10 protein-coding genes and 2 pseudogenes are annotated in these 13147 nt (G+C 60.7%); 6 read left to right on the forward strand and 6 right to left on the reverse strand.

Annotated features, from left to right (window positions below; translation table 11 throughout):
* The first annotated feature begins 121 nt into the window (after positions 1–121).
* A complete protein-coding gene (locus HMPREF1627_RS06180; protein WP_034502075.1) occupies positions 122–661 on the forward strand; it encodes a 2'-5' RNA ligase family protein in 540 nt (179 codons plus the stop codon).
* On the opposite strand, the gene HMPREF1627_RS06185 is transcribed toward HMPREF1627_RS06180, so the two are convergent.
* Complete coding sequence (locus HMPREF1627_RS06185) at positions 658–1488, reverse strand: exodeoxyribonuclease III (protein ID WP_034502076.1); 831 nt, start codon at positions 1486–1488, stop codon at positions 658–660. The two genes, HMPREF1627_RS06180 and HMPREF1627_RS06185, sit on opposite strands and share 4 nt — an antisense overlap.
* Before the next feature lie 186 nt (positions 1489–1674).
* On the opposite strand from HMPREF1627_RS06185, the pseudogene HMPREF1627_RS06190 reads away from it, so the two are divergent.
* Together HMPREF1627_RS06190 and HMPREF1627_RS06195 are read left to right on the forward strand one after the other, a co-directional pair.
* A pseudogene (locus HMPREF1627_RS06190) lies at positions 1675–2018 on the forward strand (zinc-binding dehydrogenase); the annotation flags it as partial.
* 64 nt (positions 2019–2082) lie between these two features.
* Positions 2083–3123, forward strand: coding sequence for a cation diffusion facilitator family transporter (locus HMPREF1627_RS06195; protein WP_034502136.1), 1041 nt, complete (start codon positions 2083–2085; stop codon positions 3121–3123).
* Positions 3124–3175: 52 nt separating this feature from the next.
* On the opposite strand, the pseudogene HMPREF1627_RS10930 reads toward HMPREF1627_RS06195, so the two are convergent.
* Positions 3176–3322, reverse strand: a pseudogene (locus HMPREF1627_RS10930) (hypothetical protein); the annotation flags it as partial.
* A 255-nt stretch (positions 3323–3577) separates the two neighbouring features.
* Between HMPREF1627_RS10930 and HMPREF1627_RS06200 the strand changes: the two are divergent.
* The 3 genes from HMPREF1627_RS06200 to HMPREF1627_RS06210 are packed head-to-tail and all read left to right on the forward strand — an operon-like array spanning position 3578 to position 6934.
* Positions 3578–4429 (forward strand): MerR family transcriptional regulator, encoded by an 852-nt coding sequence (locus tag HMPREF1627_RS06200; RefSeq protein WP_234305266.1) that lies wholly within the window; start codon positions 3578–3580, stop codon positions 4427–4429.
* Positions 4422–5336, forward strand: coding sequence for an ABC transporter ATP-binding protein (locus HMPREF1627_RS06205; protein ID WP_034502079.1), 915 nt, complete (start codon positions 4422–4424; stop codon positions 5334–5336). Before HMPREF1627_RS06200 ends, HMPREF1627_RS06205 begins: the two co-directional genes overlap by 8 nt.
* Positions 5333–6934 (forward strand): ABC transporter permease, encoded by a 1602-nt coding sequence (locus HMPREF1627_RS06210; RefSeq protein WP_034502080.1) that lies wholly within the window; start codon positions 5333–5335, stop codon positions 6932–6934. Before HMPREF1627_RS06205 ends, HMPREF1627_RS06210 begins: the two co-directional genes overlap by 4 nt.
* 311 nt (positions 6935–7245) lie before the next feature.
* On the opposite strand, the gene pgi is transcribed toward HMPREF1627_RS06210, so the two are convergent.
* The 4 genes from pgi to HMPREF1627_RS06230 form a co-directional block, all read right to left on the reverse strand.
* Positions 7246–8919: a glucose-6-phosphate isomerase gene (gene pgi / locus HMPREF1627_RS06215; protein ID WP_034502081.1), complete on the reverse strand. Its 1674-nt coding sequence runs from the start codon at positions 8917–8919 to the stop codon at positions 7246–7248.
* A gap of 40 nt (positions 8920–8959) precedes the next feature.
* Entirely contained in the window at positions 8960–11254 is a 2295-nt protein-coding gene (locus tag HMPREF1627_RS06220) for a 6-phosphofructokinase (RefSeq protein WP_034502085.1), read from the reverse strand.
* A gap of 105 nt (positions 11255–11359) precedes the next feature.
* Positions 11360–12700, reverse strand: a complete 1341-nt coding sequence (locus tag HMPREF1627_RS06225) for a dicarboxylate/amino acid:cation symporter (protein ID WP_034502087.1) — start codon at positions 12698–12700, stop codon at positions 11360–11362.
* A 104-nt stretch (positions 12701–12804) separates the two neighbouring features.
* Entirely contained in the window at positions 12805–13095 is a 291-nt protein-coding gene (locus HMPREF1627_RS06230) for a DUF3017 domain-containing protein (RefSeq protein ID WP_034502089.1), read from the reverse strand.
* Between the last annotated feature and the right edge of the window lie 52 nt (positions 13096–13147).

Here is a 13147-nt window from a genome sequence, read left to right on the forward strand (position 1 = left end):
TCTTCAGCGTAGCGCATTGAGCATCTTCCTTACGCCGATACGCTTGTGGACTCGATGTGCTCGACGCCGGCCTCCCCATGTACCATGGGCGAGTTCGTATTCCCCCATTTCAGGTAGTTTCATGTATCTCCCTCAGCGTTTACCGGGCCAAGAATGGCTCGGCGTTGTCGTTGCGATACCTGAACCCTGGGTGAGCGCGCTGACGGAAATTCGCGTCGGTTTGGGCGATGAGCAGGGAACAAAAGTGCCCGCCCACATCACGATTCTTCCACCAACAGCAGTGGATAAGGACCGCCGCGAAGACGTGATCGAACACCTGCGCACGGTTGCGCAGCGCTACACGCCTTTCCGCGTGACTTTGGGTGAGACGGGAACTTTCCGCCCGGTTTCACCGGTTGTCTATCTTTCTCTTGCCGAGGGCGCGCGCGAGTGCACTTTCTTGGCGGAAGATATCCGCTCCGGTCCCTTGTACGCCGAGGCTCGATTCCCCTATCACGCACACGTGACCCTTGCGCAGGGTGTGTCCGATGAGGCGCTGGACCGCGCGATGAGCATCGGCTCTTACGAGGCCTCGTGGATGGTTCCCGGATTCCGCTTAGACCGCGTGGACGAGAACGGCGTCTACTCATCCATGGCGCTTTTTGATTTCGAAAGCGCTTAGAGTTCGTAGCTCACCGACAGCGGTGCGTGGTCGCTCCAACGTTCCTCGTACGAGGCCGCGCGACCAATCGCGAAAGAGGTTGCCTTCTCCGCAAGCACGGGAGTCGCAAACTGGTAATCGATGCGCCAACCCGTGTCATTGGTAAAAGCTTGGCCGCGCTGGGACCACCAGGTGTAGGGACCCTGAACATCGCCGGCAAGATCACGCATAACGTCATGCCATCCCGCGTCGAGCCACTGATCGAGGAATGCGATTTCCTCATCGAGTACGCCCGCGCGTTTGTTGTGGTTCGAAGTCCAATTCTTAATATCGGACCGACTGCGAACGATGTTGAAATCTCCGGCCACAACGGTCCCGAGGACGCTTGTTTGCCGCTGCGCGGCCTCGGAAAGGAGCTCCCCCATGCGCTGAGCAATGCGCGGGAGGTGTGCCATTTTCGCGTCCTGCTTGGGAGTGTCTTTTTCGCCAGAGTGGAAGTAGGCGGAAACAACGCGGACGCGCCCAGCCTCGGTTTCAACCACCGCTTCTAGCCAGCGTCCGGAATCAACGTCGCTTTCCTGGTCGTCAAGAAAGAGGCGCGGTTCACCGCTGATGTGTGCGCTATCCTTGCGCACCGCAACTGCGACACCTGCACGTCCCTTAATTCGGCAGGGAAGAATGATGCTTTCCCATGAATCGCCCAGTAGTTCGGTGGCGATTTCTTCATCCGCACGGACTTCTTGGAGAAGAAGAACATCGCAGGGGTTGGCGTCGAGCCACTCCATCATGCCCTTGCGGTGTGCGGCACGGATTCCGTTGACATTAACGCTGGTAACAGTGAAAGCCATGGGCTTCAGTGTACTTGCTGATGAGTGTTCAGGCGGATGGAGTCACCATTGTCTTCATTGAAATCCCCGCTCTACCCGGTGGAGGTCTGGTTAATTTCGGGCTAGCTTTATGGGAATAAATACTTCTACCCAAGGAGTGCCATGCGCGCTGTTGTCATGCACGAACCCGGCAACGTCACCGTCGAAGAACTGACCGACGGCCTTGGCGCAGACGGCGTCGTCGAGGCGGTCGGCAACGAGGCATCCTTCGATCAGGCGCTCGGCTGCGTGCGTCCCGGTGGTCACCTGTCCTTCGTGGGCGTTCCCCACGGCGTCTCACTGGACATGGACCGCATGTTCTTTGCCGAGGTCCACATGTTCGGCGGTCCCGCCGCCGTGCGTAAGTACCTGCCGGCAATGATTGATCTGATCTTTGGCGGCGAGATCAACCCGGGCGCTGTCTTCGATCTGGTCCTGCCGCTTGAGCGGGCGGCCGAGGGCTACGCTGCATGGATGAGCGTCGCGCAACGAAGGTCATGTTGACGCTCTGATCAACAGGACTGTTCGCTCTCAGTGCCCTGTCTTCGCCGAAGACAGGGTACTATGCTATTCACTATGTCCGAATCCCCACTAACGCCAAGCCCCAAGGAATCACACTCACAGTCGACGTGCTGCGCTGGGCAGAGCGAAAATGCCTGCGAAGATACTGCGGAAAAAGTATCAGCGAGCAGCCACGAACACACGCATTCCCACGGTCACGATCATTCGCACGGCCACAGTGCTTCTCGGAAAAGGCTTGCGATCGCACTAGCAATCACAGCAACGATTTTCCTCACAGAACTTGTTGCTGCTTTCTTCACATCTTCTTTGTCTCTAGCAGCCGACGCCGGACACATGGCGGTTGACTCTGCGGGACTGATTATCGCATTCATCGCTGCGAGCCTAGCCATGCGCCCTCGTGATAATCGCAGGACGTGGGGATGGGCGCGTTCGGAAGTTCTTGCTGCAGCTTTCCAAGCGGGCATGCTGGTGATCATCAGTCTTTTGGTTGCGATCGAAGGCATCCAGCGTCTAGTCTCCCCCGTTGAGGTCCGTGCAACGCCCATGCTGTGGGTTGGAATTTTGGGACTGGTCGCAAATGCGCTCTCTCTCATGGTGCTAATTGGCGGGCGCCACGCATCGCTCAATATGCGCGCAGCCGTTCTTGAAGTAGCAAACGATGCTTTGGGGTCTTTTGCCGTCATCATTGCTGCAACTGTTGAATTAATTGGCGGATGGAGTCGCGCGGATGCCCTAGCCTCAGTTTTCATCGCATTCTTAATGGCCCCGCGCGCATGCATGTTATTGCTTCGAACCCTGCGGATTTTGATGGAAGAAGTACCCGCAGAGATTAATCTTGAACAGGTCCGTCAGCACATGCTGTCGATTCCCTTGGTCGAGGATGTTCACGATCTTCACGTGAGCTCGGTAGCTTCAAACCTGGTGACCGTTACCGCACATATTGAGGTTTCCGAGGCGGTTACCGCCGGCCAGCGCGACCAGATTATTCACTCTCTGAACGAGTGCGCAATGCACCATTTCCCCGTCGAAATCGCTCATTCCACCTTCCAAGTTGAATCGATTTCGCACGCACAACACGAGCATCTTCAGCACTAAAACCTTTTTCGGCTCCGCGCCCTCCACTTCTCCCAAGCTGCACAGGGATAGACCCACACACGGCACCCTCAACGAAGGTGATGTGCTCATAGAGCGCAATGAGCTGTCCCAAGACTGAAGGGGTCAGCGCGGGCGCCATAATCGAGGTCGTGGGACGGTTGCCGGTGAACACGCGGGCGGAGACGATGACCGGGTGCGTGAAGGCTTCACCAAAGCGAGCGGAACACCTTTCGTCGGCGGGCACGTCCGCGCATGCAAGGCCCGAGACCCCTGCATCAACCACCAAAATCCTCATGACACCACGCTAGCGTCACCCAGCAACACTGCGGCGCTGATCAGCTCGAATCTTGGGGTGCACGTGCTCCGACGAAGACGTTCACGATCCTGTTTCTCGCGTGCCCTTGACAGTGACGTAGGGTCACAGTGTTCGATGGGTTCCATGAGAGTCAAAGAGATGGCTGACCTCGCGGGTACAACGACGCGGACGGTGCGCTACTACCACCGCGTGGGGCTTCTGCCTGTGCCCCCGGTCGTCGCGGGGCACCGCGACTATGGAATCGAGCACCTGGCACGCCTGCTGCGTATCCGTTGGCTTGCTGAGTCCGGCATCCCGCTGGGGAAGATCCCCCAGATACTCCCCGAACGACCCGATCATCCGATAGACGCCATCGAGGCCGATCTGCTGGCGACTCGAGCCCAGATTGAAGCCCGCATGGCGGTCCTGCGTGACCAGTGCGAGCGGATAGACCGACTCGTTGCCAGGGTACGCTCGGGCGAGGTACTTTCGCCGCTCCCGGTCGTCCTCGAACATTTCTACAATCGCATCGAGGTCCTTATTGAGGACCCAGCAACGCTATCCATCGTGCACACGGACCGGCGCATCATCTTGACCCTGGCGCTGTCGGGACTCATTCCATCCTCGCTGGGTCCTCTCATTGATGGACTCAGCGACGAGGACCACCGAGCGGTGGCCAGCATGCTCACTACATTCGCTAAGCTCGACCGCAACCGCTACCCCGATGCTTATGACGACGAGGAGAGGAAGCGCGTCATCAAGGAACTTGAAGAAACCGCGTGGGCAGTCCTCGAGCGCAACAGGTCGACAGCCCTCAGAGTGCTGCAAGACCTGCCCAGCGGCGGACCCGGGCACCTCCTATGGAAGCAGGTGGCCCGCCTGTCCAAGATCGGCTATCCCGAGCCGAACCAGAGACAAGTCATCAAGCTCTTGCTTCGTCGCGTTCGCGACGACACAGAGTTTGGTCTGGTACTTGAAGAGAAAACAGGAAAGGACTGGGACCTTGTCTAATCTCATCGAGGCCGAGGGCCTCATCAAGAGCTTCGGGAAGGTCAAGGCGCTGGACGGCCTCGACCTGGGGGTCGGGAAGGGCCAGATCCACGGCTTCCTGGGCCCCAACGGCGCGGGGAAGTCCACGACGATCCGCGTGCTGCTGGGCATGTACCACACCGACGGCGGCCGTGCCCGGGTCATGGGGATGGACCCCACCCGCGCTGCCTCCCACATTAACCGTCGCCTCGCCTACGTGCCCGGATCGGTGAGCCTGTGGCCCAGTCTCACGGGCGGGCAGGTGCTCGACACCCTGGCGGGCCTACGCGGCTCGCGCGACCGCGCCCGCGAGGAGGAGCTCACCGAGCGCTTCAACCTGGACCTCACCAAGAAAGTGCGGACCTACTCCAAGGGCAACGCGCAGAAGGTGGCACTCGTGGCCGCCCTGTCCGCGCCCGTGGACCTGCTCATCCTCGATGAGCCGACATCGGGACTTGACCCTCTCATGGAGCGCGTCTTCACGGACGCGGTCCGCGAGGCCGCCGATGGGGGCGCCACCGTCCTGCTGTCCAGCCATATCCTTGCGGAGGTCCAGGACCTGTGCTCGCACGTGACGATCGTCAAGGACGGGCGCACCGTGGAGAGCGGCGATCTGTCGTATCTGCGCTCCCTGGCCAAGACCGCCATCCGCATCGGCGTCGGGGAGTCGGACGCGCGGCGCCACCGCCTCGTCGAGGCCCTGTCCGGGCTCGGCGCCCCCGTCCGCCCCACCGGCACCCGCGTGGAGACCCACGTCCCCTCTTCCCTGGTGCCCGCGGTCCTTGGCGTGGTTGCGGAGCTGGGCGCTGACGACGTCCAAGTGGAACCCGCAAGCCTGGAAGACCTGTTCATGAGCCACTACTCGGGGAACCAGGGGGCGGCGTCATGAGCGCGTTCACGGGACTGCGCCCGTGCTTGGGGCTGGCGACGCGCCGCTACAGGTGGCAGGTGCTCGCGTGGATGGTACCGCTTTGGCTGTTCCTACTGGGCCACCCGATCGCCCTGCAACGCATGTACCCCTCTTTCGAGGAGCGCACCGCGCTCCTGTCCCAGATGCGCGGCGTGCCCGGCGTGCGCTTGCTCTTCGGCCCCCTCCCCGCCTCCGGCTCCGTGGGCGAGTTCGCCAGTTGGGAGGACGGCGGGTACCTGCTGTGGTTCGTGGCGATCATGGCGATCATGCTCACGACCGCGCTTGCCCGGCGCGACGAGCAGGACGGCCACGTCGAGGTCGTCCTCGGGGCGGGCGCGGGCCGCTGGACGCCCTTCGCATCGGCGACCACGTGGGCGCTGGGTGCCATGGCGCTCACGGGTGCGGGCCTGGCGGCCTCGCTGATCGGCGTGAACGCCGTCGTGGGCGAGACGTCCCTGCGGGGGGCCTTGATATTCGGCGGCGTGACCATCGCCCAGGGATGGGCTTTCGCGGGCGTTGCGCTGGTGGCCTCGCAGTTGGTGCGGGACGCCACAACCGCGCGGGGATTGTGTTTTACGGTTTTCGGGGCGGCCTTCGCCATCCGTGTCCTGGCCGACGAGACGGGGGCCGCGTGGCTGCGCTGGCTGAGCCCCCTGGCCTGGCGGGACGTGGCCGAGCCCTTCGGGGCGGAGCGCGTGTGGGCGTTCGCCGTTTTTGCGCTCGCCGCCGCCGCACTGGTGGCGCTGGCGGCGCTGCTCCACTCCCACCGGGAACTGCTGGGGGCGGTACTGGCCGACCGCTCCGTGTCCGCCAGGCGGTGGCGCGTGCGCGGCCCGCTGGGCCTGACCGCGCGCCTGGGCGTTCGGCGCCTGGCTGCCTGGGCCTTCGCACTGGCGCTCACAGGTTCGCTCTTCGGCGCGATGTCGGGCGGCTTGTCCGACCTGATCGCCAACAACCCGTCGAGCACCGCCTACATCGACAAGATCGCCCCCGAGATGCGGCCCGTCGTCCAGTACACCACGTTGCTCACGGTTGTGATAGTGGCCCTCGTAGCCACTGCGGTCGTCCAGCGGGTGCTCAACCTGGCCGCGTCGGAGGAACGCGGGCTGAGCGAAGCGGCGCTGACCTGTGGGGTCCCGCGCACACGAGCGCTCATAGCGGCCCTGGCCGACGCCATCGGCGCAGGAGTGGTCCTACTCGTCGTGTCGGGCGCTGTACTGGCGGCCGCCATGGCGACCCAGGTTCGTGAGGACCACGCTGCCGGCAGGGCGTTCGTCTTCACGCTTACCCAACTGCCGGGGGTCGTGGCGGCGGTGGGCATCGCCGCGATGCTGGTGGGAGCAGCCCCGCGGTGGCGGTCCCTGGCGTGGGCGATCATCGCGTGGAGTTCCTTCGCCCGCCTCTTCGGCGGCCTCATCGACATGCCGAAGTGGGCGCAAGACCTCTCCGTCCTCGGGCACGTGATCGATCCGTGGGGGACGACCCACTGGCTGCCCATGGCCGTCCAGCTTGGGGTTGGCATCGCGTGCTGCGCTGGCGGCCTGATCGCCTACCGCGTGCGAGACATTCCCGCGTGAGCGCTCGTGTCCCTCCCGCCGCTCGTTCTCGGAGGGATCGGAAACGCCCTGCTCTACCGCATCTGCGCCACCCTGATCATCAGGTTCGGCTCCGTCTGGCTGGGCCTTGCCGACGGCAGGCCCCCGCAGACGGCATGAACGGCTGGCAGGTGGCCATCCTGGTCGCGGCCAACGCCCCGATGCTGCTCCTGTGGGCTCCCGCCCTCACGGATCGGTCTCATCGACTACTGGCGTCGGCGCACAACCCGATAACATACTGGGGGTCACGCCTGACGGCGCGGCCCCCGACGTGCCTCACTCAGAGAAAGAGACTACTTCGTGCGGTTCGCGCGGTAGAACTCGATGAGCTCGCGAGTGGAGGAATCCTGCTGGGCCAAAACGCTCTGGTCACCCTCGATTGCGGGGAGGATCTGCTTGGCGAGAACCTTGCCAAGTTCCACGCCCCACTGGTCGAAGGAGTCAAGACCCCACACAGCGCCTTCAACGAAAGTGATGTGCTCGTAGAGGGCGATGAGCTGGCCAAGGACAGCGGGAGTCAGCGCGGGCGCCATGATCGAGGTCGTCGGACGGTTACCGGTAAAGACTCGGGCCGACACCAGCTCTTCTGCGGTTCCTTCCGCGCGGACCTCATCCGCGGTCTTGCCGAAGGCCAGCGCCTTGGTCTGTGCGAAGAAGTTCGACAAGAACAGCTCGTGCATATCGGCCTCGCCGTCACGGATGGGCCAGGTCGGGCGGGCAAAGGCAATGAAGTCTGCCGGAACCATACGGGTTCCCTGGTGAATCAGCTGGTAGAAAGCATGTTGACCGTTGGTGCCAGGTTCTCCCCAGAAAACCTCACCGGTGTCGTAGAAGACCGGAGAGCCATCGCGGCGCACGGACTTACCGTTGGACTCCATGGTGAGCTGCTGGAGGTAGGCGGGGAAACGGTGCAGGTACTGCGAATACGGGAGCACTGCGTGGGTATCAGCACCCAAGAAGTTTGAGTACCAGACGTTGAGCAGGCCCATGATCAGCGGGAGATTTTCCTTCGGCGCTGCCGAGGCGAAGTGCTGATCGATTGCGCGCATTCCGCCGAGGAATTCTTCGAAATGCTCGGGACCGATGGCGATTGCAAGCGAGGTGCCGATTGCGGAATCTACCGAGTAGCGTCCGCCCACCCAGCTCCAGAATCCGAAAGCATTCGCCGGGTCGATACCAAATTCCGCAACCTTGTCCAGAGCCGTTGAAACGGCGACAAAGTGCTTGGAGATGGCGTCCTTCTCCTGCTCGGGATCATTGTTAATGATCCCCTTGGCACGCAGGGAGCTCAAGAACCAGTCGCGCACCGCGTGTGCGTTGGTGATGGTTTCCAGGGTGGTGAAGGTCTTCGAAGCGACGATGACCAAGGTGGTTTCGGGGTCCAGATCCTTAGTGGTCTCCCCCACGTCGGTCGGATCGATATTGGAGATGAAACGGCACTCCAAGCCCTCTTGGACGTAGGGCTTCAGGGCTTCGTAGGCCATGACGGGACCCAGATCAGAGCCACCAATTCCCACGTTGACCACAGTCTTCACGGGCTTGCCAGTGACACCAACCCATTCACCCGAGCGAACGCGGTTTGCGAAGGAATAGACGCGTTCCAAAACCTCGCGAACATCGGCGACAACGTTGCGTCCATCGACGATGAGCTCCTCGCCCGCTGCGCGACGCAGTGCCGTGTGGAGGACGGAACGGTTTTCAGTCACGTTAATGCGATCGCCTCGCAGCATCGCGTCACGAAGAGCGAAAACCTCGGTTTGATCGGCCAGTGCAAGAAGCTGTTCCAAAGTGGCATCATCGATCAGGTTCTTGGACAAATCAACATGCAGGTCTGCCACATTCAGCGTCCACTTTTGGGCGCGCTGCGGATCATCTTGGAACCATGCGCGCAGGTCGGGGTTAAAGACCTCCGCGTGTTCGTCCAGTTGTGCCCAGGCAGGGGTCGTCGTCGGGTCAATTGCGCTCATCGTGCATTCTCCTGATTATCGAAAGTTCCGGTATTCCCGCTCAGTGGCCAAAGCCCTCAGCCTGAATAATAGTCACTGGCTGCAGATCACGCGGCGGCGCTTGCACCGATACTGCAGCCAGAATCGGGCGAAGATCACGCCACCATTGGTTGAAGGGGCGCCGGTTTGCAAAGTCGAGGTCATCGAACATGTGCTCAACAGGACGCACCTGAATTGCATTCCCCATATCGCCTACATAGACGGCTTGTGCTCGCCCGTCGGCAAACTGGTCTGCGCATTCGTTAAGTGCAGCATTGACCAGGCGAGTCGCAAGAAGGCGATCATAGGGAGTTGGAGTTCCGCCCTGCTGGAGGTGGCCCAGCGCGGAGGAACGCACATCGTAGAGGTCGCCACTTTCAGCCTCGAAAACGTTAGCGAGGAATTCGCGGTTGTAGTGCGCATCGGCCTCTTCGTTGACGACGACAAGGAAAAGTCGACGCCCGTTTTCGAAGGTCTGGTGCATGCGATGCGCGTCCTGGTCAATTTCAGCCAGAGTCGTGTTTTCTTCATTCAAGTAGGCGTATTCCGCGCCCGAGGCGATGCCCGCCATGAGGGTTAGGTATCCGCAGCGGCGCCCCATGAGTTCCGCGACGAAACAACGCTTCGAGGCCGCAGCACTTTCCTTGATCCGATCAAGCGCCCACACCGCGTTGTTGAGCGCAGTATCGGTACCGATTGCTAGTTCCGCACCGGGAAGGTTGTTATCGATCGAGGCCGGAACCAGAACGATCGGGATGCGGAACGCCGGGTAGCGATCCAATTCGTTCGTCATTTCCTTGACGGCAAGGTAAGCGTTCAGGCCTCCGACGACCAAGAGCGCATCAATCTCATTGCGCTCGATCGCGCGGCCCAGTGCGTAGTATTCATTGACGGGGGGAATCGGGCGACGAGTGCCCAGTTCAGCACCGCCTTGGAAAGCCCATCCTTCAACGTCTTCCCACGTCAATTCACGCACTTGGTTATCTGCCAAGCCGGCCCATGAGCCGTCAATTCCGAGCATCGTCCATCCCTTAGCGATGCCGAGCCTGACCGCTGCACGTGCCGCGGTGTTCATGCCCGGCGCGAGGCCTCCGGCGTGCAGAATGGCGACACGCTTGCCACTTTCCTTCGGGGGATTGTCCGCAAGATGAGGAGGCGTCGCCAGAAGCTGGTTGATCCCCACCATCACGGTGAATGAACGACCGCGAGCAGCCTGAGCAGACTGGAAATCCCCGGCCTTGATGAGGTCTTTAACGCCGCGAGTTTCATGAACCGCTTCCATGAGCGGAATGCGGGTCACTCGGTTGTGCCGCACGCCCAGAATCGAAGCAACATCGGGATCTGCGGGATTAAGGATTTCTTGAACCGCGGCATAGCCAAGCAGGGTCGACATCCAGCGGTCATAGGCAGAGGGGGTACCGCCTCGTTGAACGTGGCCCAAGATGGTGATTCGCGCGTCTTCGCCGGTACGTTCCTTGAAAGCATCGGCAATGTCTTGGGAAGTAATGGGATTTCCCGCGCGATCCATTGCTCCTTCGGCGACGATGATGATCGATTCGCGTCGCCCTGCAGCGCGCCCTTCCTTGAGCAGGTTGACCATCTCGTCTTCCCAGCCGTCGCGAGCCGGGTCTTCAGGGGTAAAGACATAGTCTGCGCCGCCTGCGACCGCAGACATCAAGGGAAGGTACCCGCAGTGACGTCCCATGACCTCGACAATGAAAGTGCGCTGGTGCGAGGCCGCGGTTGAAGAAATTTGGTCGATTGCGTCGACGATTCGGTGCAGTGCGGTGTCCGCGCCGATCGTCATGTCGGTGCCGACCATATCGTTGTCGATGGAACCAACCAGTCCGACGATGTAGAGGCGCTCATGCGCTTTCGCTTGTTCGGCGCTGATCTGCCCTTCATTGACCAGCTCACTGAGGTGCTGGGCCCATTCCGTGCGGAATTCTTCGGTTCCCGACAGCGATCCATCGCCGCCAATGACGACGAGGCGGTCGATCCCCTGCTCAATCAGGTGCAGTGCCGCTGCGTGGCGGCCTTCGTACTCGCGAAATTCTGGACAACGAGCGGTACCGATGACCGTTCCGCCCTGTGCAAGGATTCCTGAGGCATCGGTCCAGGTCATGGGGCGAATGCTATCGCCACCTTTAACTGCGCCCGACCAACCGTCGAGGATCGCAAAGGGGCGAGCGCCTCGGGCAAGAGAGGTGCGGACGACTGCGCGAACCGCGGCATTCATTCCCTGCGCATCCCCGCCAGAGGTGAGGACACCGATCTTTATCGGTTCTGACGTGCTATCGATGGCGACTTGCTCCACGAGTCATGCTCCATTCCCACAGTGATCAACAGCGAACGGCGTGCATTAAGTCTATTGCTTAATGCACGCCGTTGCATCCACCTTAAATTCGCGGTGAGAAATTGTTCAGGAACGACCGCTCTCGGTGATGGTCGTGCCGTTCAGAGCAGCAGACTCTGCCAGCTCTTCGGGGCTCACAACGCCCTCGACAGAAACCTTGTGGAGGTATGCCATTCCATCGAAGGCAAGCTCACGAGTGTGCTCGGAATCGCCCTCGGGCCCCAACTTGCCGCCGGTGACGCGATCCATGATGATCGCGATTGCACCGTCACCGGTCACGTTCGTTGCAGTTCCGAAGGAGTCCAGCGCAATGTAGGTGGCAATCATCAGAGCAACTGCAGAATCATCGAAGCCCAGCATCGACTGCAAGATACCGGTTGCCGCCATAATTGCACCGCCGGGGACACCCGGAGCAGCAACCATGGTGATACCGAGCATGAAGATAAATCCGACCCACTGCGTAGTGGTCACGGTCATGCCCTGGGTGTAGACGATCGCGAAGGCAAAGGCGAAGATCTTCGAGGTCGATCCTGCCAGGTGGATCGTTGCACAAAGAGGAATCGTGAACGAAGAGACAGCATCCGACACGCCATTCTTTCGGGTCTGGCGCAAGGTGACAGGAATCGTTGCTGCCGAGGACGAGGTTCCCAAAGCGGTCAAGTACGCCGGGAGCATGGTGAAGATGGCCTTGAAGGGGTTGACGCGGCCAACCGCACCGGCAACAAAGTACTGCGTGAGCAGAATGACAACTTCGAGGATGAGCACGATCACGACGACGCGGATGAGCGTGCGCATAATGTGAACCGCTTCGCCGGTGTAGGTGAGGTTCAAGAAGATACCGAAGATGTGCAGGGGAAGTAGCGGAACGATGATGTTCTCGATCAAGCGGGTGATGATTGCGCGGAACTCAATGAAGCCCTTACGCAGAACGCCCCGGGGCACCAAGGACAGGCCAATTCCAATAACGAAGGAGAGCAAGAGCGCGGTCATCACGCCGACGACCGGAGGCATTTCGATGGTGAAGTAGGTCTTGAGAACTTCCTTCGGAGTTTCGACCTGAGTCAGCTGCCCAACAAGAACCTTCGGGAAGAAGTAGGCACACACTCCGTAGGTCAAGAAGCCTGCGAACATCGTCGAGGCGTAGGCAAGAGCGGCGGTGAGTCCCAGCCAGTGGCCGGCTCCCTTACCGAGGTCTGCGATTGCAGGGGTTACCAGGCCGATGATGATCAGCGGAATTGAGAAGGAGAGGAACTGGCCAAAAATTGTAGAGAAAGTGACGAACACATTGCCCAGAGCGGAGGGCATAATGTGGGACCCACCGACGGTGACGGAGCCGAGGACCAAAGCCAAAACAATAGCCGCCAGCACCCATAAAAGGATGCCGCTTTGTTCGAGGAACTTTCTCATTGCATAAACCTCTTGTGATTGATTACGGACTTGGCAAGAGTCTCAGGTTTAGAACAAGAAGTCAGCACTGCCCACAATATGAAACAAATGTTTACTGGGTCACATTAACCGAGGCCGAGGGTTGCGGTGTAGGGAGAGAAGTACCAAATAAGCGCTCCAAGAACGACATAGAGCCCAACATCGGCCCACCGACGACGTGAAGCAAACCATGGGCGACCAGGCCACACCGCGCGCATCGCCGCCATGATGAACATGGTTCCCACTAGTACGAGAACCGCTTTGTGCGGATGATTCATCACCGCAAGGACAGCCATCGTCGTGCAGGAGAGGACAACAAAAGCAACGCTCGCGAGCGTCGCAATTCCACCTGTCGATCCTGAGGATTCCTCTTCCATAACGCACAGCCTATCGCGTCACCGGGGATGAGCGCGACGCACTCAATACGGG

Origin of the sequence: Actinomyces sp. S6-Spd3 (assembly GCF_000758755.1) — a bacterium.
Classification (GTDB): Bacteria; Actinomycetota; Actinomycetes; order Actinomycetales; family Actinomycetaceae; genus Pauljensenia.

What these genes read in the sequence shown, in the direction of transcription:
- HMPREF1627_RS06185 (WP_034502076.1), bottom strand. Translation starts at nt 1,488, where the DNA reads ATGGCTTTCACTGTTACCAGCGTTAATGTCAACGGAATCCGTGCCGCA.
- HMPREF1627_RS06230 (WP_034502089.1), bottom strand. Translation starts at nt 13,095, where the DNA reads ATGGAAGAGGAATCCTCAGGATCGACAGGTGGAATTGCGACGCTCGCG.
- HMPREF1627_RS06225 (WP_034502087.1), bottom strand. Translation starts at nt 12,700, where the DNA reads ATGAGAAAGTTCCTCGAACAAAGCGGCATCCTTTTATGGGTGCTGGCG.
- pgi (WP_034502081.1), bottom strand. Translation starts at nt 8,919, where the DNA reads ATGAGCGCAATTGACCCGACGACGACCCCTGCCTGGGCACAACTGGAC.
- HMPREF1627_RS06200 (WP_234305266.1), top strand. Translation starts at nt 3,578, where the DNA reads ATGGCTGACCTCGCGGGTACAACGACGCGGACGGTGCGCTACTACCAC.
- HMPREF1627_RS06195 (WP_034502136.1), top strand. Translation starts at nt 2,083, where the DNA reads ATGTCCGAATCCCCACTAACGCCAAGCCCCAAGGAATCACACTCACAG.
- HMPREF1627_RS06210 (WP_034502080.1), top strand. Translation starts at nt 5,333, where the DNA reads ATGAGCGCGTTCACGGGACTGCGCCCGTGCTTGGGGCTGGCGACGCGC.
- HMPREF1627_RS06180 (WP_034502075.1), top strand. Translation starts at nt 122, where the DNA reads ATGTATCTCCCTCAGCGTTTACCGGGCCAAGAATGGCTCGGCGTTGTC.